This is a genomic window from Sandaracinaceae bacterium, from assembly GCA_020633055.1.
In the GTDB taxonomy this organism is placed as follows: Bacteria; Myxococcota_A; Polyangia; order Polyangiales; family Houyiibacteriaceae; genus JADJJE01.
Map to the genome: position 1 here is coordinate 734,989 of JACKEJ010000004.1, position 20,938 is coordinate 755,926.

17 protein-coding genes are annotated in these 20,938 nt (G+C 70.9%); 6 read left to right on the forward strand and 11 right to left on the reverse strand.

Annotated features, from left to right (window positions below; translation table 11 throughout):
• Window positions 1–26: 26 nt before the first annotated feature.
• Together H6726_02975 and H6726_02980 are read right to left on the reverse strand one after the other, a co-directional pair.
• A complete protein-coding gene (locus H6726_02975) occupies window positions 27–1,427 on the reverse strand; it encodes a hypothetical protein (protein ID MCB9656588.1) in 1,401 nt (466 codons plus the stop codon).
• 3 nt (window positions 1,428–1,430) lie between these two features.
• Complete coding sequence (locus H6726_02980; protein ID MCB9656589.1) at window positions 1,431–2,813, reverse strand: hypothetical protein; 1,383 nt, start codon at window positions 2,811–2,813, stop codon at window positions 1,431–1,433.
• Window positions 2,814–2,960: 147 nt separating this feature from the next.
• Between H6726_02980 and H6726_02985 the strand changes: the two genes are divergently transcribed.
• Window positions 2,961–3,425: a hypothetical protein gene (locus H6726_02985; GenBank protein MCB9656590.1), complete on the forward strand. Its 465-nt coding sequence runs from the start codon at window positions 2,961–2,963 to the stop codon at window positions 3,423–3,425.
• Window positions 3,426–3,515: 90 nt separating this feature from the next.
• Here the strand turns inward: H6726_02985 and H6726_02990 are convergent, their stop codons facing one another.
• From H6726_02990 to H6726_03000, 3 genes are all read right to left on the reverse strand, one after another.
• Window positions 3,516–4,709, reverse strand: a complete 1,194-nt coding sequence (locus H6726_02990) for a DUF3570 domain-containing protein (GenBank protein MCB9656591.1) — start codon at window positions 4,707–4,709, stop codon at window positions 3,516–3,518.
• A 2-nt stretch (window positions 4,710–4,711) separates the two neighbouring features.
• Window positions 4,712–4,825, reverse strand: a complete 114-nt coding sequence (locus H6726_02995) for a DUF4266 domain-containing protein (protein MCB9656592.1) — start codon at window positions 4,823–4,825, stop codon at window positions 4,712–4,714.
• A 158-nt stretch (window positions 4,826–4,983) separates the two neighbouring features.
• Entirely contained in the window at window positions 4,984–6,855 is a 1,872-nt protein-coding gene (locus H6726_03000; GenBank protein MCB9656593.1) for a hypothetical protein, read from the reverse strand.
• Window positions 6,856–7,045: 190 nt separating this feature from the next.
• Between H6726_03000 and H6726_03005 the strand changes: the two genes are divergently transcribed.
• Complete coding sequence (locus H6726_03005; GenBank protein MCB9656594.1) at window positions 7,046–8,392, forward strand: FliI/YscN family ATPase; 1,347 nt, start codon at window positions 7,046–7,048, stop codon at window positions 8,390–8,392.
• Window positions 8,393–8,472: 80 nt separating this feature from the next.
• Here the strand turns inward: H6726_03005 and dnaJ are convergent, their stop codons facing one another.
• On the reverse strand, window positions 8,473–9,564 hold the full coding sequence (dnaJ, locus tag H6726_03010; protein MCB9656595.1) for a molecular chaperone DnaJ: 1,092 nt from the start codon (window positions 9,562–9,564) through the stop codon (window positions 8,473–8,475).
• A gap of 158 nt (window positions 9,565–9,722) precedes the next feature.
• Entirely contained in the window at window positions 9,723–10,289 is a 567-nt protein-coding gene (locus H6726_03015) for a hypothetical protein (GenBank protein ID MCB9656596.1), read from the reverse strand.
• Between the two features lie 154 nt (window positions 10,290–10,443).
• On the opposite strand from H6726_03015, the gene H6726_03020 reads away from it, so the two are divergent.
• Window positions 10,444–11,433: an RluA family pseudouridine synthase gene (locus H6726_03020; GenBank protein ID MCB9656597.1), complete on the forward strand. Its 990-nt coding sequence runs from the start codon at window positions 10,444–10,446 to the stop codon at window positions 11,431–11,433.
• Window positions 11,434–11,552: 119 nt separating this feature from the next.
• On the opposite strand, the gene H6726_03025 is transcribed toward H6726_03020, so the two are convergent.
• The 4 genes from H6726_03025 to H6726_03040 all read right to left on the reverse strand — a co-directional run bounded on the left by H6726_03025 (window position 11,553) and on the right by H6726_03040 (window position 17,297).
• The gene (locus H6726_03025) at window positions 11,553–12,737 is read right to left on the reverse strand and encodes a PLP-dependent transferase (protein MCB9656598.1); all 1,185 of its coding nucleotides are present in this window, start codon (window positions 12,735–12,737) and stop codon (window positions 11,553–11,555) included.
• Window positions 12,734–14,566: a Flp pilus assembly complex ATPase component TadA gene (gene tadA, locus H6726_03030; protein ID MCB9656599.1), complete on the reverse strand. Its 1,833-nt coding sequence runs from the start codon at window positions 14,564–14,566 to the stop codon at window positions 12,734–12,736. The genes H6726_03025 and tadA overlap by 4 nt, the downstream gene beginning before the upstream one ends.
• A gap of 129 nt (window positions 14,567–14,695) precedes the next feature.
• A complete protein-coding gene (locus tag H6726_03035) occupies window positions 14,696–15,547 on the reverse strand; it encodes an SDR family NAD(P)-dependent oxidoreductase (protein ID MCB9656600.1) in 852 nt (283 codons plus the stop codon).
• 262 nt (window positions 15,548–15,809) lie between these two features.
• On the reverse strand, window positions 15,810–17,297 hold the full coding sequence (locus H6726_03040; protein ID MCB9656601.1) for an MATE family efflux transporter: 1,488 nt from the start codon (window positions 17,295–17,297) through the stop codon (window positions 15,810–15,812).
• Window positions 17,298–17,303: 6 nt separating this feature from the next.
• Here H6726_03040 and H6726_03045 point away from each other — a divergent pair, with 6 nt between their 5' ends.
• The 3 genes from H6726_03045 (at window position 17,304) to H6726_03055 (ending at window position 20,911) form a co-directional block, all read left to right on the forward strand.
• Complete coding sequence (locus H6726_03045) at window positions 17,304–18,593, forward strand: NADH:flavin oxidoreductase/NADH oxidase family protein (GenBank protein ID MCB9656602.1); 1,290 nt, start codon at window positions 17,304–17,306, stop codon at window positions 18,591–18,593.
• A 149-nt stretch (window positions 18,594–18,742) separates the two neighbouring features.
• A complete protein-coding gene (locus H6726_03050; GenBank protein MCB9656603.1) occupies window positions 18,743–20,194 on the forward strand; it encodes an SGNH/GDSL hydrolase family protein in 1,452 nt (483 codons plus the stop codon).
• 57 nt (window positions 20,195–20,251) lie between these two features.
• Complete coding sequence (locus H6726_03055; protein ID MCB9656604.1) at window positions 20,252–20,911, forward strand: radical SAM protein; 660 nt, start codon at window positions 20,252–20,254, stop codon at window positions 20,909–20,911.
• The last annotated feature ends 27 nt before the right edge of the window (window positions 20,912–20,938 follow it).

Sequence of the window (20,938 nt, forward strand, 5' to 3'; positions counted from 1 at the left end):
CACCTACCCGAACCGGCCGTGGAGACTCAATTGGCCGGGAAGGCCGTCCAGCCGGACGCCCAGTTGGTGCCGTTGGGACTGAACGCGCCCGCGTACGTAGCGGTAGTGTCGAAGCCGGCAGGCGGGGTCGCCTGGCCGTTGAGCGCCGTGTTGGCCGGGACGTAGTTCGGCGCGGTGATGCTGGTGGAGCCGAGCATCGGATCGGTGCCCACCGTGTTGTGGCGGTCTGGGTCCTCGATGGCGGCCTGCTCGTCGAAGCCGTTGTCGTCGTTGTCGGCAGCGACGGTGGTCTCGTCGGTGTAGGCGCCGTTGTTGAAGAAGAAGCTGTTCTCGATGGACAGCTGCGACGGCCACTCCATGCTCAGGTCGTTCGTGGTGGCGCGCAGGTCCACGGGCTCGCTTGCCCAATCCTGGATGATGAAGTTGCGCAGGAGGCCGCGGGTACCTTCGCGGAGCACCATGCCGCGCGCGCTACCGACCATCGTCACGTTGAAGAGGCGCGGATGGCTGCGGGGCGTGGCGGCCTCGTTGCTGCCCAGGTTGTCGGCCTCGATGCCGTTGTCGCCGATGTTCGGGAACTGATGGATGACGAGGAACTGCACGTCGCCGCGCCAGCCCAGGTCCCAGTCCAGGCCGTCGTCAAAGACGCCGCTGATGATGACGTGGTCCAGACCGGCCGTGCCGCCGAAGATCTCGATGCCGTCATCAAACGCACGATGGATCTGAACGTAGCGGATCTCGGTCCCGGAGCCGCAGCCAGCTAGCGTGAGGGCATTGTATTCGGCGTCTGGAGCCCACTCAGCCCCGGCGAATTCGATGCGCACGTACTCGAGGTGACCGCAGCTGCTCGCATCGTCGTCACCACCATACAAGCCGCGCGGGTCGTTGGGCGGTATGCTCTCGAACAATCCTTCGGGTACACCTGCGTTGTCGATGCCGGAGTTGATGGTCGCGCTGCCTAGCAACGCCACGCCGCCCCAATCGCCCGTGGCACGCTCGCCAACCGACCTGCCCGAGGAGAACACGATGGGCTGTGCAGCCGTACCCACCGCGTGGAGCTCCGAACCACGCGTCACGATGAGAATACCCTGCGGAGACTGCGTCGAGTCCCCAACGACCTCGACGCCCGGCTCGATCGTCAGCGTGGAGCTCCCGGTCACGAAGATCTGACCAAACAGCCGGTACCTCGGGCAGCTCCACGTCGTGTCCTCCGTGACGTCCTCGGTGATCAGCACGTCGCCGGTCGGACACTCGGGTCCGGCGTCCGCGGCATCGCGCGCAGCGTCCAACGCAATGTTCGCGTCAGCGGTCGAGCCGCCGTCGGGACCCGCGTCCGCTGCGCTCTCGTGGGCTGTGGTACATGCGGCCAGCAGCATGACCATGACGACGGGCCCGACGTTGGCCAACCAGGTGAGTCGTGTACGCATGAGTCAGTTCGCCGGGTAGGCCGTCCAGCCGGACGCCCAGTTGGTGCCGTTGGGAGCAAACGCGCCCGCATAGGTAGCCGTGGTGTCGAAGCTGGCGGGCGGGGTTGCCTGGCCGTTTAGCGCCGTGTTGGCCGGGACGTAGTTCGGCGCGGAGATGCTCGTGGAGCCGAGCATCGGATCGGCACCCACCCTGTTGTGGCGGTCCGGGTCCTCGATGGCGGCCTGCTCGTCGAAACCGTTGTCGTCGTTGTCGGCAGCGACGGTGGTCTCGTCGGTGTAGGCGCCGTTGTTGAAGAAGAAGCTGTTCTCGATGGACAGCTGCGACGGCCACTCCATGCTCAGGTCGTTCGTGGTGGCGCGCAGGTCCACGGGCTCGCTGGCCCAATCCTGGATGATGAAGTTGCGCAGGAGGCCGCGGGTGCCCTCACGGAGCACCATGCCGCGCGTGCTGCCCACCATGGTCACGTTGAAGAGGCGCGGATGGCTGCGGGGCGTGGCGGCCTCGTTGCTACCCAGGTTGTCGGCCTCGATGCCGTTGTCACCGATGCCCGCAAACTGGTGGATGACGAGGAACTGCACGTCGCCGCGCCAGCCCAGGTCCCAGTCCAGGCCGTCGTCACCGGCGCCGCTGATGATGACGTGGTCCATGCCGGCCGTACCGCCGAAGATCTCAATCCCGTCGTCGAATCCGCGGTGGATCTGCACGTAGCTGATCTCGGTCCCCGAACCGCAGCCCGCCAGAGTGAGCGCGTTGCGTGCGCTGTCCAGGCCGAACTCGGCACCTGCGAACTCGATGCGGACGTACTCGAGGTGGCCGCAGCTGCTCGCGTTGTCGTCGCCACCATAGACGCCACGATCCTCGGTCGGCGGCAGGCCCTCGAGGCGGCCCTCGATAGTGCCCGCGTTGTCGGTCCCAGCGTTGATTCTTGCAGTGCCGAGCAACGCAATGCCGCCCCAGTCACCCGTCGCGCGGCTGCCGGCGGCTACTCCCGAGGAGAACACGATGGGCTGTGCAGCCGTACCCACCGCGTGGAGCTGCGAACCTCGCGTCACGACGAGAACCCCTTGCTGAAATCCCGTCGAGTCCCCAACGACCTCGACGCCCGGCTCGATCGTCAGCGTGGAGCTCCCAGTCACGAAGATCTGACCGAACAGCCGGTACCTCGGGCAGCTCCACGTCGTGTCCTCCGTGACGTCCTCCGTGATCATCACGTCGCCCGCCGGACATGCAGGTCCCATGTCCGCCAGGTCCGTCGTCGCGTCCATCGCCCCATCACGCGACACGTCCGTGCCGCCGTCCGCGGGCACCTCCGCCGACTCCTCACAGCCCCACAGGCCGATGCAGCACGCGAAGACACCCAACACCATCCGCTCCTTGAAGTCCATGCTCGCTTCTAAGCACGTCCGCCCAGCCCGCGTGGAGACGTTCTCGGGGCGCCCGCGTGACAAGCTCGCGGAGCTTCAGCTGGGCTTCAGGGTTCGCGTGCGACGCGACAGCTGACGCCCCCAACGAGAGGGCGTACCCTCGCGCGCATGAAGTACACGAAGAAGATCCTCCCCGCCCTCCTCCTCTCGCTCGCGGCCGGCTGCGGTGGCGCGTCCGCAGGCGGCAGCGGCGCGGCCAGCAGCGCGCCCCCGGGCGCCGAGTACATGGGCCTCTACCGCGGCGACTGGGGCACCATGGTGCTGCGCCAGGTAGGCGACGAGGTGTGGGGCGCGTACGCCCACGACGGCGGCGCGGTGCGCGGCCGGCTCTCCGGCGACGTGTTCAGCGGCGTGTGGTGCGAGGACCCGACGCGCACCGACGACGGAGACACCGGCCAGGTACGGTTCATCTTCGGGACGGCCCCGGATGGCGCCATCACCATCGACGGCACGTGGTCCTACGGCAGCGAGGCCCCCAACCGCGACAACTGGGACCTCACTCTTCAGCCTGGCGAGCAGGACGCCGCGCTCGAAGCTGCCTTCGCCGACCCGTCGCACTTCTGCCCAGAGTGAGTCAGCGCCTGGAGGCGCCCCCCCCCACGCGCTGGCGCCCCGCCCATCACGGGACGTGTCGTCGGCGCGAGGGTGACTCCGCCCGTGCGCTCAGAACGGCATGGTGAGGCCGACCTGCGCCGTGACGGCGTCGCCGAAGCTGCTGGTGCGCCACATGTAGTTGAAGCTCAGGTCCAGCCGCCCGCCGCGCAGCATGTCGAGCGCCGTGCCCTCGAGGAACCCGAAGCCCACGCGCAGCTGCGTACCCAGCTCGTGGCTGTGGAAGGCGCTCATCTTTGGGTCGTTGGTGAAGAAGCGCGCGTTGGGCGCGTAGGCCTCGTCGTCGTCCTCGTAGAAGAACGAGTGCGTCTGCCGGTAGAAGCGGTAGCGCAGCCGCATGTCCACATTGCGCGTGAGCTGCTGGTAGACGCGCACCTCGGGGTTGATGGCGCCGATGTCCCACGAGTCCACGTACGCCCGATAGCGCAGCTGCACCGTCGTGCGTGTCTGCCGGATGTGCGCCTTGAGCCGCCCCGTGACGGTGTGACGGATGCGCGTGCCAGGGTGGGTCTCCCCCACGGCCGCGCCCGCGATCATCACGCGCCGGTAGGCGTTCGCGAGGAAGCCGTTGAGGTAGACGAGGTCGTAGCTGACCTCCGCGATCAGCCAGCGCTGCAGCACCTGGTCCCACCCGATGGTGATGCTCAACGCGTCGAAGTCCTCGTTGAACAGCCCGAGGATGGTGCCCGGGCTGGCCTGGGGAGGCGGCCCGCGATAGTTCTGGCGCACCTCGTCGTGCAGGTAGCCCACCGTCAGGTGCAGCGTCGTCGCGCGCTGGTCCAGGAACAGAGCTGCGCCCAGCGAGCCCGAGATGGACGTGTAGTCGGGCTCGCGGCTGAAGTGGACACCTGTGGTGAACTGCAGGGCGTTGTCCCCCAGCGTGAATTCGTGGCCGGCCCCGAGGGTCACATCATGACGCGTCTCGTTGAAGCTCACATCGACGGTGGCACCAGCCGCCTGGCTGGCGCTGGTGATCGTGTCCACCAGATAGTTCGCGCTCAGGTCCGTGCCGTTCGGTGACGTGAGCTGCAGGTTCAGCTCGGGGGCCACCACGCGCGTGCTGGTCTCCCAGTAGTAGTTGCCCAGCAGGGTCAGGCGCCCGGACCACTCGCCGTCCACTTCGTCGGCGCGGCTCACGCTGCGCGCGCAGCACAGCGGCAGCAACACCAACGCCACCGCCGCGGACACGCTGCGTGCCCGCCGCGAGCGCACCCAACTGGCGCGCGCCTTCGAGGCCACCCGCATGCTCAGTTGCACCCGCAGCCGCCGCCGGTGGAGCCGTGGCCCCCTGCGGCCCCTTCGCGGGCGTCGTACACGTGCGAGCGGAAGCGGTCTTCCTCGGCCTCGCTCTCGGACTCCATGCCCGGACGGGTGAGTTCTTCGCGCGCGTAGGGAGGCACGTGCGCGCAGCCGGCGAGCGCGGCGAAAGCCAGCCACAGGACGAGCGCACGCGCAGCCCACGAGCGGGGAGCAGGAGCGCGGCGGTCAGCGGGCCGACGCGGATGAGCAGCGAGAAGGATCACGGAGCGTCGTCATGCAACAAGGCGGCGAGTGGCGTCAAGAACGCTCGGGCAGCTTCCTTCAGCCAGGGCCGCTCGTCGAGCGAGCGCGCCGCCTCGGGACCGAATTCGTAGTACGCGTCCACGAACGCTCGGCCGAGCGCGTTGGTCATCAGGTGGCGGTCCCGGAAGCGCCTGAACGTGCCCACCTCCGCAGCGAGCGGCGAGCCGTAGGCAGCAGTGGCGATGAAGCACGGGGAGACGGTCGTGAACGTGATGGCCGTGGTCGTGACGCTCGTCGTGGCGATGTCCCCGCGACGCCCACAGCTCTCTGCCTGCACGGCGATGTAGGTCGTGCTCTGCGGGATGAGGTGCCCCACGCCGTAGGTGGTCTCGGTGCCGGCGACTGGGCACCCGCCGTTGCAGATGTCCAAGGCCTCATCGGCCAGCGTGGCGCCGCGCGCCGGGATGCCCGCGTTGAACGAAGCCTGGTCCACGATGGGCGTGCTGCTCACGCGCACGTGATAGGTGACGATGTCGCGCGCGAAGGCCGGTGGCGTGAAGTGCAGGTCGGCCCAGTGGTGGCTCTGCTTCACGTCCGTGTTGGGCTCGGCGTGCAGACCCACGACGGCTGGCGGCGTCAGCGGCTGATCGCACATGCCGACACAGCGGCCCTCGGAGCCACACACGAAACCGCTCGGGCAGTCCGACGGACCGCTGCAGCCCATCTCGCACTCGGGGGGCGGGATGGGTTGCTCACACACGTTGGTGGCCACGACGTCCACGCTGAAGCGCGTGCCCCCCTGCACCAGCAAGCGATCCGCGCCGCTGCCGGGCGCGGCGGACGGGTCGTCGGTGATGCTTCCGTCCATGACGCGCAGCGCGCCGTCTTCGCCATGCAACGCGCCGTAGCCCGCGGGCACGTCGGTGTCGTACATGCCGCTCGAGTCCATGCTGAACGGCACGGAGAACACCACCGAGGGCTGTCCGCGATAGGGATAGCCGTACGTCTGCGCCCAGTAGTCCCAGTGCTCGCTGACCGGGGTCGGGTAGACGAGGTTGTCGTACTGGGCGTTGTAGTCCCCTTCGACGTTGACCTCGAGGTAGGCGACGTACGCCCCGGGCGGCCAGTCGTCGGGCACGGCGAACTGAACCATCTGCGCGACGCCGTCTGCGGGCGTGGCCATGGCGATGGCGTCGAGCTCGGGCATCACGGCCAGCGCGTCTTCACGGAAGCCGCGCACGTCTTCGTGGTCGGCGCCGCCCAACCCGTCCACGTCGCGGCGCGGCGGGTAGAGCGAGGTGGTGTCCAGGGGCCGCATGTCTTCGACCGCGCCCACGACGAAGGGCTCGGCGTAGCCGGCCGTGACATCCGCGCTCGTGACGTAGCGCCCCTTGTCGCTGTTGAACACGCTGGCGCAGGTGACGGCGTCGAGCGCCTCGCGGGTGGTGGTCGCGGTGTTGAAGGAGAGACAGAAGTAGTCGTCGCGGCTCTGGTCGTTGGACGTGCGCGACGCGTAGCCCTCGCTGAGGCGGTCTTGGAAGATGACGCGCTGGAAGCGCTCGGCGCCTGGCGCCGCGGCCCGGCGATGTGCCCACACCGGCAGCACGCCCTCGCGGCGGCCATAGGGCCAGTGGAAGCCGCTGTTCATCTGCGTGGCGCCCGGCCGGTTGCCGATGCCGCGCCGCGCCACGCCTTCCGTCAGGCGCAGCGTGCCCATGAAGGTCCCGTCCTCGCGCTCCACCCACAGCACCAGCTGCGCGCGCGCGGTGGGGCGAAAGCGGAACGTGAGCAGGCGCTGGGCGTTGCTGACCCCGCTCGCGCCCAACACGCCACAGGCAAGGGTCAACGCAGCGACGCGCAGCAGGAGGCGGCCCCTGGGGGAAGTCATCGCTGGCCAGCATATCAGCCTCGCAGGGAGATCGCATGTGCGGGTTCGGCGGTCCCGTTTCCCGGCCAGGGGCTCGGAACCCGGGGCAAAGGGAAACGGGAAGCGGGAAGCGGGAAACGGGACCCGTGACCCCGACCGCCCCCCACCCCGCCACGTGCGCGCCTCCCCACCTTGGCGCATCTTCCCCTACATGTCCTCCTCCGACACGCCGGCCTCCTGGCTCACCCCGGCCCTCGGCCAGCTCTCCCAAGCGCTCGGCGCCGCAGAGCCCCTGCGCGCCCGTGGCCGCGTCACGTCCTTGGTGGGTCTCGGCCTCGAGGCCCGCGTCCCTGGCGTGCGCGTGGGCGAGCTGGTGCAGATCCATCGGCGTGGCGCGGGCCCCCTGCTGGCGGAGGTGGTGGGTTTCCACGGGCCCGACGCGACGCTCATGCCGCTCGGACGCGTGGACGGAGTCAGCCCCGAGGACGACGTGCTGGCCGTCGGCCGCCCGCTCGAGGTCACGTGCGGCGACGGCCTGCTGGGGCGCGTGGTGGACGGCCTCGGGGAGCCCATCGACGGGCTCGGTCCCATCCACGGCGTGCGCCGCGCCGTCATGCAGCGCGCCCCCGACCCGCTCACCCGGCCGCGCATCACCCGCCCGCTGGCCACGGGCGTGCGCGCCATCGACGCGCTGCTCACGCTCGGCGAAGGACAGCGCGTGGGCCTCTTCGCGGGCAGCGGTGTCGGCAAGAGCACGCTGCTGGGCCAGGTCGCGCGGCAGGCCGAGGCCGACGTGTTCGTGGCGTGCCTGATCGGCGAGCGTGGGCGCGAGGTGCGCGAGTTCCTGGAGGACGCCCTCGGAGACGAGGGACGCCGCCGTGGCGTGGTGGTGTGCGCCACCAGCGACGCCCCCGCGCTGGTGCGCCTCAAGAGCGCGCACGTGGCCACCACCATCGCCGAGCACTTCCGCGACCAGGGCCTGCGTGTCCTGCTCATGATGGACAGCGTCACCCGCTTCGCGCGCGCGGGCCGCGAGGTGGGCCTCTCGGCCGGCGAGCCCCCTGCGCGACGCGGATACCCGCCCAGCGTCTTCGCGGCCCTCCCCGAGCTGCTCGAGCGCGCCGGCACGAGCGCGACGGGCTCCATCACGGCGCTGTACACCGTGCTGGTGGAGGGGGGCGACATGGAGGAGCCCGTCGCGGACGAGGTGCGTGGCATCCTCGACGGTCACATCGTGCTCGACCGAGCCCTCGGCGCGCGCGGCCGCTGGCCGGCCATCGACGTGCTGCAGAGCCTGTCGCGCGTGATGCCGGCCGTCACCAGCGAGACGCAGCGCGAGCACGCGAACGCCCTGCGCGCCCACCTCGCGGCCTACGAGTCCAAGCGCGACCTGGTCTCGCTCGGTGCGTACAAGGCGGGCTCGGACCCAGCCCTGGACGCCGCCATCGCGCGCATGCCGGCCATCGAGGCCTTCCTGCGCCAGCGCCCCGAGACCCGCTGCGAGACCGACGACACGTGGCTCGGCCTCGAGCGGGCTTTGGGTGCCGCGCAGGACTGACCCGCGGACCCGCGCGCTCAGCGGGTCGAGACCTCACGGTGTGCGTCGCGAGGAACCTCCCGTGGACGGCGCGGGCTCGACTACTCGAGCAGCCCGCGCAGCTTGTCCAAGAAGCCCGCTTGCTGTGGGTGCGTGTCCACCCCCAGCTCCTCGGCCAGCTCCTGGATGAGCTTGCGCTGCTTGCGCGAGATGTTCTCCGGCACCTCGACCACCACGCGCACCAGCTGGTCGCCCTTGCCGGCACCGCCGTACACGGGGATGCCCTTACCGCGCAGCCGGAACGAGCGGCCTGACTGCGTGCCCGGCGGGATCTTCATGGTCACGCGCCCCTCGATGGTGGGCACGTCCACGTTCGCGCCCAGCACCGCCTGGGGGAAGCTGATGGGCACCTCCAAGAGCACGTCGGCGCCTTCGCGTGTGAACAGCGCGTGGGGCTTCACGTGCACGGTCACGTGCAGGTCGCCGGCGGTCCCGGACGCCACCTCACCCGCGCCGCGCAGGGTGCGCACGGCTCCGTCCTGCACACCGGCCGGGATGCGCACCGTCATCTCCTCCTGGCGCAGCTGGTTGCCCGTCCCGGCGCAAGCACGACACGGCGAGGCGATGCGCTTGCCCGAGCCGCGGCAGGTCGTGCATGGACGCGACACGGCGAAGAAGCCGCGCTGCTGCCGCACCTGCCCGCGGCCCCCGCAGGCGTCGCACGTCTCCACCTTGGTGCCCGGCGCGGCGCCCGTCCCGGTGCAGTCGCCACACGGCCCCGGGCGCTCCACCGTGATGTTCTTCTCCACCCCCGTCGCCGCCTCGATGAACTCGATGTGCAGGTCGTACGTGAGGTCGCGCCCACCCGTGCGGCGCCGACCGCGCCCGAACATGTCCCCAAACAGCCCCTCCAGCAGGTCACCCACCGACCCGAAGTCGCCTGGGTCGAAGCCCCCTGGCCCCTGTGACTCGAAGGCCGCGTGCCCCATGCGGTCGTAGCGCTTGCGCTTCTGCTCGTCGCTCAGGATGGTGTAGGCCTCGGTGGCCTCCTTGAACTTGTCCTCCGCGCTCGGGTCGTCGGGGTTGCGGTCGGGATGGAACTGCATCGCCAGCTGGCGATAGGCACGCTTCATCGTCGCGGCGTCGGCATCGCGAGGGACACCCAGGACTTCGTAGTAATCGCGCTTGGCCACTGCGGCGGATGATACGGGGCGCGACGCGCCGTGGCGAGCCGGACGAGCGCTCGGTGCGAGCACACGCGCAGCACCGCGTCACAGCACAGCCGTGCACGTGGTCGGGCCGGGCCAGCCGGAGCTGCCCGCCTCACGTATCCCCCACACCAGGAACCAGATCAGTCGTCGTCGGTCGGCCGCACGATGCGGCGCGGCTGCACGGGGGCGGCGAGCTTCGGGCTGACCACGCGGCGACGGATGACCGCCACCTCGGGCTCGGGGCTCTGCGACTTCATGAGCGGCTTGCCACCGCCCGCGGGCTTGCCGCCGAACTTGCCGCCCTTGCCGCGCGCAGGCGCCTTCTTGGAGGACACGGCCGGCGTGCGCGGGGCGGTCTTCTCCTCCAGGCGCTTCTCCAGCGCCGCGCGCCAGATGTTGGCGGTCTCGGGAGCCGGCGAGATGTTGCCCATCATCTGGTAGAGCCGGACGCGCGAGTGGCGGCTCTTGATGCCCCCAGGCTCGGCCGCCTGCTTGAGCAGCTCGATGGACTCCTTGAGGGCCGTGAGCTTCTTGGGCATCTGCGGCGGCTCGGAGGGCTCTTGACCGGCTTCACGCAGGGCACGAAGGGACTCGGTCATGATGTCGTACCAGGCCGCGGCCTCTTCGGGCGTGGGCTCGGCACCGACGATGTCGGTCAGCAGCAGCAGCCCCTCGGCGTCGAGGCGCTTGGGGATGGTGCGTGCCATGAGGAGATGGAGCGCGCGGGAGAGTTCCTCGAAACTCTCCGGGATGCGCGGCGGCTGAGGTCGCATACCCGGTTCTTGAACTGCCTTGGCCCAGGAAACAAGCCCCCACGCACGTTCACGGGCCGTTCGTCACGTCGCGGGCTACCATCGCCGCATGAGCAGCGACCCCAGCGGACGCGTCTTCGTGGTCCCCGATCGGGCTGCGGGTCTGCGCCTCGACCACTTCTTGGTGCAGCACGTGCCACACATGACCCGCGCGCTGGCCACCGCCTTGAGCGCCGCCGGGGAGGTGCGCGTGGACGGTCGTCGTGCGCGCAAGGGCGATCGCGTGGTCCCCGGCGCGCACGTCGAGCTGCTGCGTCTGCCCGAGCCCGCGGACTTCGCCCCCACACCTTGGGACGGTCTCGCCCTCGACGTGCGGCACGAAGACGAGCACGTGGTGGTGGTGGAGAAGCCACGTGGGTTGCCCACCCACCCGCTGCGCCGTGAAGAACGGGAGACGCTCGCTCAGGCGCTGCTGCACCGCTACCCGGAGATGGCAGGGGTGGGCTACGCGCTACGCGAGCCCGGCGTGCTCCACCGCCTGGACACGGACACCAGCGGGCTGGTGGTGGCGGCCCGCACGGCCAGCGCCTTCGACGCGCTGCGGAGCTCCCAGCGCACGGGAGCGTGGACCAAGTCCTACGTGGCCCTGTGCGAGGGCGTGCCGCGCACCCCGGACCGCATCGAGACGACGCTCGGCCCAGACCCGACCGACCCTCGGCGGATGCGCGTGCTGGCCGATCGCGACGAGACGAACCCCCAGGTCACCGAGCTGACCGAGGCGCGTGTGCTGGGCGCACTCCAGACGGCGGACGGCGCGCGGGTCCAGGTCAGCGCGGTGCACGTGCGCGTGGAGAAGGCCACCCGCCACCAGATCCGCGTGCACCTGGCGTACTACGGCCACCCCTTGGTAGGAGACACGCTGTACGGGGGCGCTGCCCTGGCGGGGGACGAAAGCCCCCCGGCGCACTGGCTGCATGCCTGCGCCATCGCCTTCCCCCACCCGGCCCAGACCGACACCCTGGTGCGCGTGGAGTCACCCACAACCACAGAAATGCGTGACATCGAGGCGCGGGCGGCGGTCGGAGCGAGCTCCGCCTGAGGTCACGGAGTTGACGTGCGCAGCATTTGCGGCCACTCTTCTGACAGCTCGCTGGAGACGGCGATGCCAGAGCCCCGGGAAAACTGCAGTCCCTCCCCTCCTTGCACCCCGGGGCTCACCTATTTCGTTGCTGAGAGCGCCCGGTCGAGATCGTCCACGAGATCGGCCGGGTGCTCGAGGCCTGATGAGATGCGCACGAACGAGTCCGTGATGCCCTGCGCCAGCCGGAGCTCGCGCGGCATCGAGGCGTGGCTCATCTCAGGCGGGTAGGACACCAGGCTCTCGACCCCGCCGAGGCTCTCGGCCAGCGAGAACAGGCGCAGCGCGGACAGGAAGCGGCGTGTACCCGCCCCATCGGCGCGCAGAACGATGGACAGGACCGCCCCGGGCCGGGTCATCTGCGCACACGCCAGGGCGTGCTGGGGGTGCTCCGGCAGGCCTGGGTAGTGCACCCGCTCCACCTGCGGATGCTGCGCGAGGAAGGCGGCCAGGTGCTCCGTGTTGTCCACGTGCCGCGCCATCCGCACCGGCAGCGTCTTGATGCCACGCAGGGTCAGGTAGCAGTCGAAGGGCGACGGCACCGCGCCCCCCGCGTTCTGGATGAACGCCAGCTGCTCGGCGAGCGGCGCGCGCGAGGTGACGACCACCCCACCCAGCACGTCGCTGTGCCCGTTGATGAACTTGGTCGTCGAGTGGACCACCACGTCCGCCCCGAGCGTCAGCGGCCGCTGCAGCATGGGCGTGGCGAAGGTGTTGTCCACCACGACCAACGCCCCGCGCGCATGAGCGAGACGCGCGAGGGCGGCGATGTCCACCACCTTCAGCAACGGGTTGGTGGGTGACTCCAGCCACAGGAACGCGGTCTCGGTGGCGAGCGCCTCTTCGACGGCGGCGGGCTGCCCCACGTCCACGAACACCACGTCCACGCCCAGCAGGCGCACGACCCGCTCCAGCAGCCGGTAGGTGCCCCCGTAGAGGTCGGCCGTCGCCACCACGCGCTGCCCAGGGCGCAGCGTCTGCAGGAGCGCGGCGATGGCCGCCATCCCGCTGGCGAACGCGTAGCCGTGTTGCGCCCCCTCGAGCGCCGCCACGCTGGTCTCCAGCTGAGCCCGGTTGGGGTTGCCCGTGCGCGTGTAAGAGAAGCCCTGGTGCTCGCCCGGCGCACGCTGCGCGAAGGTCGTGGACAGCACGATGGGCACGCTGACCGCGCCGGTGGCGGGATCGGGCGGCTGCCCGGCGTGGAGCGCCAGGGTGTCCAGGTGTGGCGTAGGCCCAGACGAGCCGTCCGCGCGACCGTCGCTCATGCCGGGTGGAACCCGCCGTCGTGGACGTGCAGGTCCTTCACCTCGAGGCTCGCGCCGGTGCGGCGGATCTCGCTCAAGCGCACGGCCTTGCGTCCCTGGGGGGTGATGGCGAGGCACACCAAGAGGTTCGCCGCGCTGGCGATCAACCCGGCCGCCGCGTCGTCGGAGCGGACGCCGCCCATGTGCAGCAGCGTGCGCAGGCCTGCGAGCCCGTCGCCGCCCGTCGCCGTGCAGTGCACACCCACGAGGTCACCCCCAGCGCGGCTGCCGAGGATGGTGAGCACGTCCACCGCATCCCCCCCACGCACGTCGTCCACGACGAGGCAGGTGGGCCGCATGCGCGTGGCCTGATGCGCGACCTGAGACAGCGTGACACCCGTGGTCGCACCGCCGGTGGAGAGGGACACCGCGCGACCCGGGGGTAGTCCAAGGTCGGGCACGTCCTCCACGGTGACCATGCGCTCGCCGGCATCCACGTGGCGCGCCAGGGCAGACAGCAGCGAGGTGACCCCCGAACCCGCTGGGCCGAGCACCATGACGTTGCGACGCGACGCCACGGCTGCACCCAGCAGGCCCTTCATCTCCTGACTGAGGAGCCCCTGTGCGACCAGGTCGTCCAGCGTCCCCGCGGGCACCCACGCGCGCAGCTCGATCACCGGACCCTGCGGAGCGACCGGCGGCAGCACCACCAGCACGCGGGCCCCGCTCGGCAGCGAGCACTCGTGGATGGGCTTGTCGGTGCGCAGCTGCTCCCCAGCCTGCGCCACCAGGCGGCTGGCGATGACGGTCAGCATGGCGCGCGACGAGAAGTAGGTGTCGAGCGTGACGAGGCCGTTGCCGAAGTCCGCGGAGACGTGCCCCGGCCCGCTGACGACGACCTCACGCAAGCCCTCGGCCGTGAGCAGGCTCTCGAGGGCGCCGAGCCCCACCGCCTCGGTCAGGGCCATGGAGGACAGCAGCTGGGGGTCTGCGCCGCCGGAGAGCTGCGCGCTGTTGCCCATCGCCTCGAGGGCCACGTCGATGGCCGACTGCGCCGCGCGACGCCGCGAGGGGTCGAGCATGGCCACGGGAGACGCGTCGTAGAGGTCGAAGGACGCAGAGACGCGCCGCATGAGCTCGGCCAGGAGCTGCTGACCCGACGAGCCGCCAATGGGCGCAGGTGCGCTCGAGACGCGCGGCATGTTGTGCACCCCGCTTCCACCTGCGCGAGGCGGCAAGGGAGGCGGCATGCTCCCTGGGCGGACACGAGGACCTGCCGTCAGGTCGGGAGGGCTGGCCACGACCGCGGGACGGGCGGGCGCAGCGGTGACGGGAGGCTCCGCTGGACGCGCTGGCGCCGCCGGGGGCGGAGCGGGCACAGCGGGCGCGGGCGACGGGACGGAGGCGGGGGCCGCGAACGCGGGCGCGTGCTCGAGGGGCGGCGGGGCGGGCGCGGGCGCGGGCATGGCCTGGGCCGACGGACGCACGGGTTCGGCGGGCGGGGCAGAGCCACCGGGCGGCGCGCTCGAGACCGACTGCAGCCCGGGCTGCGAGGCGTCGTCGAGCTCGTCGAGGGTGATGATGAAGTCGCCGATGTAGATCTTGTCGCCGGGCTTCACCACGAGCGGAGACGTGATCTTGCGGCCGTTGACGTAGGTGCCGTTGGTGCTCTTCAGGTCGACGACGATGAAGCGGCCGTCCTTGAGGACGATGCGCGAGTGGCGCTTCGAGACGTTGCCCTTGCCCAGGATGACGTCGTTGCCTTGTACGCGACCGACGGTGATTTCGTTCTTGTCGAACTCCATCCGCCGCTGGGCGCCACCCTTCTCCGTGATCACGACCGAGAACATGCGAGGGGTATTGAACGTGCTCCCGCCAATTAGGTCAATTTCTATCGAAGCACGCGCGTTTTCGAGGCCATCTGGTGCCCTCTGACGCTCACGTCGTGGGGCGGAAGCGGCCTACGTTGCGCTCCAGTGTCAGATCGGGGGCAGCGCGAGGTCCTCCATGCCCAGCAGCGCGGCGCTGTGCTCGAACAGCGCGCGCGCGTTCTCGTCGTTCACGTTCCGCGAGGTCGAGCGCACCTTCTTGTCGCTCCAGTATTGCCCATGGGTGGTGACCCCCGCGGGATCCGTCGCCAGGAACACCCCCGTCTCGCCGCCCTTCTTGGGGGTACGCAGGAACACGCGGCCGATCTTGGTGCCGAAGCCCAGCAGGCTGCTCGCGTCGTCCTGGGCGAACTCGGTGCCCACGGCCCCCGGGTGGAAGCAGTTGGCCACGATGCCACGGGAGCGGGCGCGCGCGTCGAACTCGCGTGTGAAGAGGATGTTGGCGAGCTTGGTGAGGCCGTACTGGCGGAAGGCCGAGAACGACCGCTCGGCCTGCAGGTTGTCCATGCTGAAGCCGGTAAATCGGTGGCCGATGGACGACGTGGTGACCACGCGCCCCCCGGCGAGCGGCTCCAGCAGCAGGTGGGACAGCAGGAAGGGGCCCAGGTGGTTGATGGCGAACATGCTCTCGAAGCCCTCCGGGGTGAGCTGTCGCTTGGGCAGGTAGACACCCGCGTTGTTCATGAGCACGTCCACCTTCGGGTACGTGGCGCGCACCTGCTCCGCGAACGCGCGCACCGAGTCGGGGGAGCCCACGTCCACCTGCAGCAGGTCCACCGGCCCCGTGGCGACCGCCTTGATGTCGGCCTGCGCGGCCTCCCCACGCCCGAGGCTGCGGCAGCCCATGACGACGTGGTGACCCGCGGCGCCCAGCTCCATGGCCATGGCCTTGCCGATGCCGGAGTTGGCGCCCGTGATGATGATGACTTTCCGCTGGCTCATGTGCCGCTGCTCTCCGTCTTGCCGCGTGTGGGCGGCCGAGTGTTCCGCGCACGCGCGCGACGTAGGGACCGCGCAGCGCTGCGCGGGTGGCGTCTGGGTCGCCCCGCCCGAGGGAGCGTTACCTCTCCCGAGCGAGCGGAGCGTACTGGGCACGCCACGACGTCAGCAAGCCTCCGGAAGCTCCCGCGCGCGACGGCGCACCCTTCCCCTGGCGTGTCGGCCGGCTCGCGGGATCCGCGCTGGCGTTGGGCGCGTGAGCCGCTCAGGCGTGGATGCCGAGCTTGATCCACCCGTCGCGACGGTAGGCCACCACCTCGAGCACCAACTTCAGCGCATAGCTGGCCGGGAACGCGATCCAGATGCCGAGGGGTCCGAGCCCGAGCAGCGGCCCCAGCACGAGCGACAGGGGGATCTGAAAGAAGAACACCGTCAGCGCGTTGATGGTGAGCCCCGTGTTGGTGGCCCCCGAGCCCTGGAACAGGCCCACGAACGCGAAGTGCGCGCCCACCAGCGGCATGCCCAACGCGAGCAGCGACATCCACGTCCAGGTGAGCTCGCCCAGCGGGCTGCCCGGCTGGGCCCCGAACAGCGCGATGAGGGGCGCGGCCAGCACGATGATGAGCACGCCGAGCGCGCTGAGCACCCCGGCTGACAGGGCGCTGGACGCGCGCACCACCTGCCGCACCCGCTCTACGTTGCCCGCCCCGAGGCTCTGCCCGACGAGCGCGCCCGTGGCCTGCGCGATGCTCAGACCCGGCACGAAGGCCAGCGACTGGAGGCGCATGCCGATCCCGTGCGCCGCCACCGCGAGCGGGTCGGCGCGTCCCAAGAGCGCGATGATGAGGAACAGCGCCGCGTTGAGGATCATCATGTCCAGCGCGGCCGGGGCCCCCACGCGCAGGAGCTCGCGCGCGAGCGGCAGGTCCAGCGGCGCCCACCCAAGACGCAGCTCGAGGGCCGGCTCCACGCCGCGGCGCAACAACGCCACGGACAGCAGGACGCCAACGATCTGCGCGACGATGGTGCCGTACGCGGCGCCCGGCAGTCCGAACGCGGGCACGGGGCCCAGCCCGAAGATGAGCGCGGCGTTGAGCAGCACGTTGAGCGCGTTGACGACCATCGCTACGAACAACGCCAGGCGCGTGTTGCCGACCCCCCGCAGCACCGCACCGAGGAGGATGTTGAGGTAGGCGAAGACCGTCGCGCCCATGAGTGGCGCGAGATATCCGAAGCCCGCCTCGGTGACCGCGTCGTCCGCCCCCAGCATGCGCAGCAGCGGACGGCTGCCCGCGACCCCCAGCGCGCCCGCGACGACGCCGAGCAGCACGGTGAGCTGGAGGGACTGCTGCAGCAAGTGCTGCACGCGCTCGCGTGCCCCGGCCCCGTGTGCCCGCGCGACCAACGCGACGGCGCCCACGGTGATGCCCATCATGATGACCACCATCAGGAACAGGATCTGGCCGGCGAAGCCGAGCGCCATCAGCGCCTCTTCCCCGTTCTCGAGGTGGCCGCACATGATGGCATCCACGATGAGCGCCAGCACGTTGAGCACGTTCAGCCCCACCACGGGCCACGCCAGGCGCATCAGCTCGCGCAGCGCGGAGGGCGCCGCGGCTGGCGTGGACGCGAACGGGGCGTCCGTGGTGGCGGGGGGCATCCAGGGCTTTAGCGCGGCGGGGTTCATCACGCCACGGAGGGCGCGCTCGCGCCGTCGTGCGCCGTAGACCGCGCGCGCGAGATCCGGCAGCATGTCCGAGTGGAGGATGACCCGCTCGCGCTACCGCTGACGCTCCCCTGTGGAGTGACCCTGCCCAACCGGATCGCCAAGGCCGCGATGACGGAAGGGCTGGCGGATCCGCTCGACCAACCCACGGAGCGTCACGAGCGCCTCTATGCGCGCTGGGCGGAGGGCGGCGTCGGCCTCTCCATCACGGGCAACGTCATGGTGGACCGCCGCTTCCTCGAGCGTGCGGGCAACGTGGTGCTGGACCAGACGTCGGAGCTGGCGGCGTTCCGCGCCTGGGCCGCCGCCGGCACGCGCGGCGGGACGCAGCTCTTCGCGCAGCTCAACCACCCGGGGCGTCAGTGCACGCGCGCGTCGTCGCGTGAACCACTCGCTCCGTCGGCGGTAGGGCTCGACCTGATGGGCCTGTTCGGACGTCCGCGGGCGCTCGAAGAGCACGAGATCCGCACCATCATCCGCGCCTGGGCCAACGCGGCGCGCCTGTGCCGCGAGGCGGGGTTCAGCGGCGTGCAGATCCACGCGGCGCACGGATACCTGGCGAGCCAGTTCCTGTCTCCCATCGTCAACCTGCGCACCGACGACTGGGGCGGCCCACTCGACAAGCGCGCGCGCTTCCTGCTCGAGCTGGTGCGCGCCGTGCGGCAGGCCGTCGGCCCCGGCTTCCCTGTCGCCGTGAAGCTCAACTCGTCGGACTTCCAAAAGGGGGGCTTCACCGCCGTGGAATCGGCGACGGTCGCGCACTGGCTGGCCGAGGAGGGCATCGACCTGCTCGAGATCTCGGGGGGCACCTACGAAGCGCTCGCGTTCATGGGCGACGGCATGCAGAGCTACGAGGGCCGCTCGCGCTCCACCGAAACGCGCGAGGCGTTCTTCCTGGACTACGCGCGCACGGTCCGCGCGGCGGCGCCCGCGCTGCCCATGATGGTCACCGGGGGCTTCCGCAGCTCGGGCTTCATGCGGCAGGCGCTGCGCGACGGTGAGCTCGACGTGGTGGGCCTCGGGCGACCTTTCTGCGTCATGCCAGACCTGGCCGGGCGCCTGCTGGCGCGCACGGTGGACACGCTGCCTGCGCCAGAGCGCGCGCTGCGGCTGGGGCCAGGGGCGCTCGGCCCCAGCAGCGAGAACACGCAGGTGCGCGGGCTCAACAGCCAGGCCGAGGCGGCGTACTTCTACGCCCAGCTGATCGAGCTGGCCGAAGGGCGAGGGCCGCGCCACGGGCTCGGCCCCGCGAGGGCGCTGATGGAGCACGCACGCGGTGAACTGCAGCGCGCACGCGCACGCCGCTTCCGCTCCGGACGCTGAGCGCGTTGGCCACGATGTGGACGGCGGCGCGCCCACGCGGGATCCTTGGCGCGGCGGCCCACGTTGGCCGTCGGATCGCACCTGCCCACCTCGTGACTCATACTGCGACCTCGCGCGGCGCCCTCGGGCGACTGCGCCTCTCGCCACGCATGCCTCTCCGCCCACGCCACCCCCGTCCGCGCCAACGCCCGCTCCAGCGCGCGCTCCCTCCGGCTGCCTCGCTTCTCTGTCTCGTCGCGGTCGCGTGCGGGGGGAACGCCCTGCCCGAAGGCCAGGCCACCGGCGGCGAGGGTCCGGCCCCCGCAGGAAGCGAGTCCACGGCGCAGGTCGCGGCGCTCGCACAGGATCCCGAGACGCCCCCCGAACCCGAGGAGGAACCGGCGCCGCCCCCTGTGCCCCTCGAGCCGGTGCAGCGCAGCCCCCTGCCGCTGATCACGCCGATCGACGCCGCCATGCGCGCGAACCTGCAGCGCATCGCCGCCCGGAACCCCGAGCTGCGCGACGACGTCTTCGCGAAGATGGGCGGCTCCAGCGTGGTCAGCCGCGCCTACTTGCACTGCTTCGCCACGAGCGAGGTCGAGCTCGGCGAGCACACCGACCTGCAGCCCACCCTCGACGTGTTCCGCGCGTCCCAGGTGGCCGGTGGCAACGTGTTCACGCGCGAGAGCGAAGCGGCAGGCGTGGGCTGGAGCCTGCGCCAGGGCATGAGCGGTCGCCCCTCCCGCGTGCAGCGCGAGGTGCGCACCCTGCGCCCACGCTTCGCGCTCGCGTTCTTCGGCGGCAACGACGTGCAGGGCATGAACCCCAAGGTCTATGCGCGGCGCCTCATCGCGCTCGTGGAAGACCTCACGGCGCAGGGCGTGATCCCGGTACTGGGCGCCATCCAGCCGCGCCGCAGCCGCGACATGGAGCCCTGGGTGGTGCGCTTCAACAGCGTCACGGCCTCGGTGGCGCAGGCCTTCCAGCTGCCCTACGTGGACTTTCATCAGGCCATGTTGCCCTTGCCGGGCATGGGGCTCGCAGGCGACGGCGTGCACCCGAACGTCTACCGTCAGGGCTCGCGGCTGGTGCCCTGCGACCTGACCGAGGCGGGTCTCACGGGCGGCACGAACATCCGCAACCTGCTCACCCTGCAGGTGTTGCATCAGCTGCGCGAGGCGCTGAGCGCCGAGGGGACGGGCCCCCAGGAGCCCAGCGCAGCCCCCCGCCGACCCGAGGGCGACGGGACGGTGAGCTCGCCCGAGCCCGTGGTGCAGCTGCCCTTCGCGGCGCGCCTCTCGCCCAGCGTGGCGACCCTGGATGGCTACGACGGCTGCGAAGCCGCGGGGGCGCCGGGCCCCGAGCGTGTGTACCGCGTGCTGGTGGACGAGCCGCTGCGCGTGCGCGCGCTGGTGGTCACGCCGGACGACGACGTGCACGTCGGCATCTACCACCTGGGCGAAGAAGTAGACGCGGCGCAGTGTCAGGGCGGCGGGACGGACGAGGCGATGTTCGACCTGCCACCGGGCACGCACCACTTCGTGGTCGAGGTGGACCCGCGCTCCGAGCGCGACCTCAGCCAGACCCCGGTCTTGTTCTCGCTGGTGGACGAGACCGAGTGAGCGGGTCATGAGTCGGGGGGCACGCGCGCCGTGCGACCAAAGCCCGACCAAAGCCTGATGAGCCCCGTGAGCGACACCCTCCTCATCCACGAGATCTACGCGTCCATCCAGGGCGAATCCAGCTGGGCCGGGCTGCCCTGCACCTTCGTGCGGACGTCGGCCTGCAACCTGCGCTGCCGCTGGTGCGACACGCCGCAGGCCTTCACGGGCGGCACGCGCATGACGCAGGCCGCGGTGCTCGAGCAGGCGCTCGCGACCGGGACCCCGCTGGTGGAGCTCACTGGCGGCGAGCCGTTGCTGCAGCCGGGGACCCTGCCGCTGATGAGCGCCCTGGCCGACGCGGGCCGCACGGTGCTGCTCGAGACGAGCGGCGAGCGCGACATCTCGGGCGTGGACCCACGCGTGCACCGCATCATGGACCTGAAGGCGCCAGGCAGCGGCGAGCACACGCGCAACCGCTGGGAGAACATCGCCCACCTCACCCCGCGTGACGAAGTGAAGTTCGTGCTGGCCGACCGCGCGGACTACGAGTGGGCGCGGGACGTCGTGCGCGAGCACGCCCTTGCGGAGCGCGTCGGCGACGTGCTGATGAGCTGCGTGTTCGGTGAGCTTTCGCCGCGCGACCTGGTGGCCTGGACGCTGGAAGACGCGCTGCCGGTCCGCGTCCAGCTGCAGATGCACAAGTACATCTGGGCGCCGGACGCGACTGGCGTGTAGGGGCGCAACGGCATCGGCGACCGCGCA

Excerpts from the sequence above, each read along its gene's own strand:
- H6726_02975 (MCB9656588.1), bottom strand. The coding sequence starts at position 1,427 with ATGCGTACACGACTCACCTGGTTGGCCAACGTCGGGCCCGTCGTCATG.
- H6726_02980 (MCB9656589.1), bottom strand. The coding sequence starts at position 2,813 with ATGGACTTCAAGGAGCGGATGGTGTTGGGTGTCTTCGCGTGCTGCATC.
- H6726_02985 (MCB9656590.1), top strand. The coding sequence starts at position 2,961 with ATGAAGTACACGAAGAAGATCCTCCCCGCCCTCCTCCTCTCGCTCGCG.
- H6726_02990 (MCB9656591.1), bottom strand. The coding sequence starts at position 4,709 with ATGCGGGTGGCCTCGAAGGCGCGCGCCAGTTGGGTGCGCTCGCGGCGG.
- H6726_02995 (MCB9656592.1), bottom strand. The coding sequence starts at position 4,825 with ATGGAGTCCGAGAGCGAGGCCGAGGAAGACCGCTTCCGCTCGCACGTG.
- H6726_03000 (MCB9656593.1), bottom strand. The coding sequence starts at position 6,855 with ATGACTTCCCCCAGGGGCCGCCTCCTGCTGCGCGTCGCTGCGTTGACC.
- H6726_03005 (MCB9656594.1), top strand. The coding sequence starts at position 7,046 with ATGTCCTCCTCCGACACGCCGGCCTCCTGGCTCACCCCGGCCCTCGGC.
- H6726_03015 (MCB9656596.1), bottom strand. The coding sequence starts at position 10,289 with ATGGCACGCACCATCCCCAAGCGCCTCGACGCCGAGGGGCTGCTGCTG.
- H6726_03020 (MCB9656597.1), top strand. The coding sequence starts at position 10,444 with ATGAGCAGCGACCCCAGCGGACGCGTCTTCGTGGTCCCCGATCGGGCT.
- H6726_03025 (MCB9656598.1), bottom strand. The coding sequence starts at position 12,737 with ATGAGCGACGGTCGCGCGGACGGCTCGTCTGGGCCTACGCCACACCTG.
- tadA (MCB9656599.1), bottom strand. The coding sequence starts at position 14,566 with ATGTTCTCGGTCGTGATCACGGAGAAGGGTGGCGCCCAGCGGCGGATG.
- H6726_03035 (MCB9656600.1), bottom strand. The coding sequence starts at position 15,547 with ATGAGCCAGCGGAAAGTCATCATCATCACGGGCGCCAACTCCGGCATC.
- H6726_03040 (MCB9656601.1), bottom strand. The coding sequence starts at position 17,297 with ATGCTGCCGGATCTCGCGCGCGCGGTCTACGGCGCACGACGGCGCGAG.
- H6726_03050 (MCB9656603.1), top strand. The coding sequence starts at position 18,743 with ATGCCTCTCCGCCCACGCCACCCCCGTCCGCGCCAACGCCCGCTCCAG.
- H6726_03055 (MCB9656604.1), top strand. The coding sequence starts at position 20,252 with ATGAGCCCCGTGAGCGACACCCTCCTCATCCACGAGATCTACGCGTCC.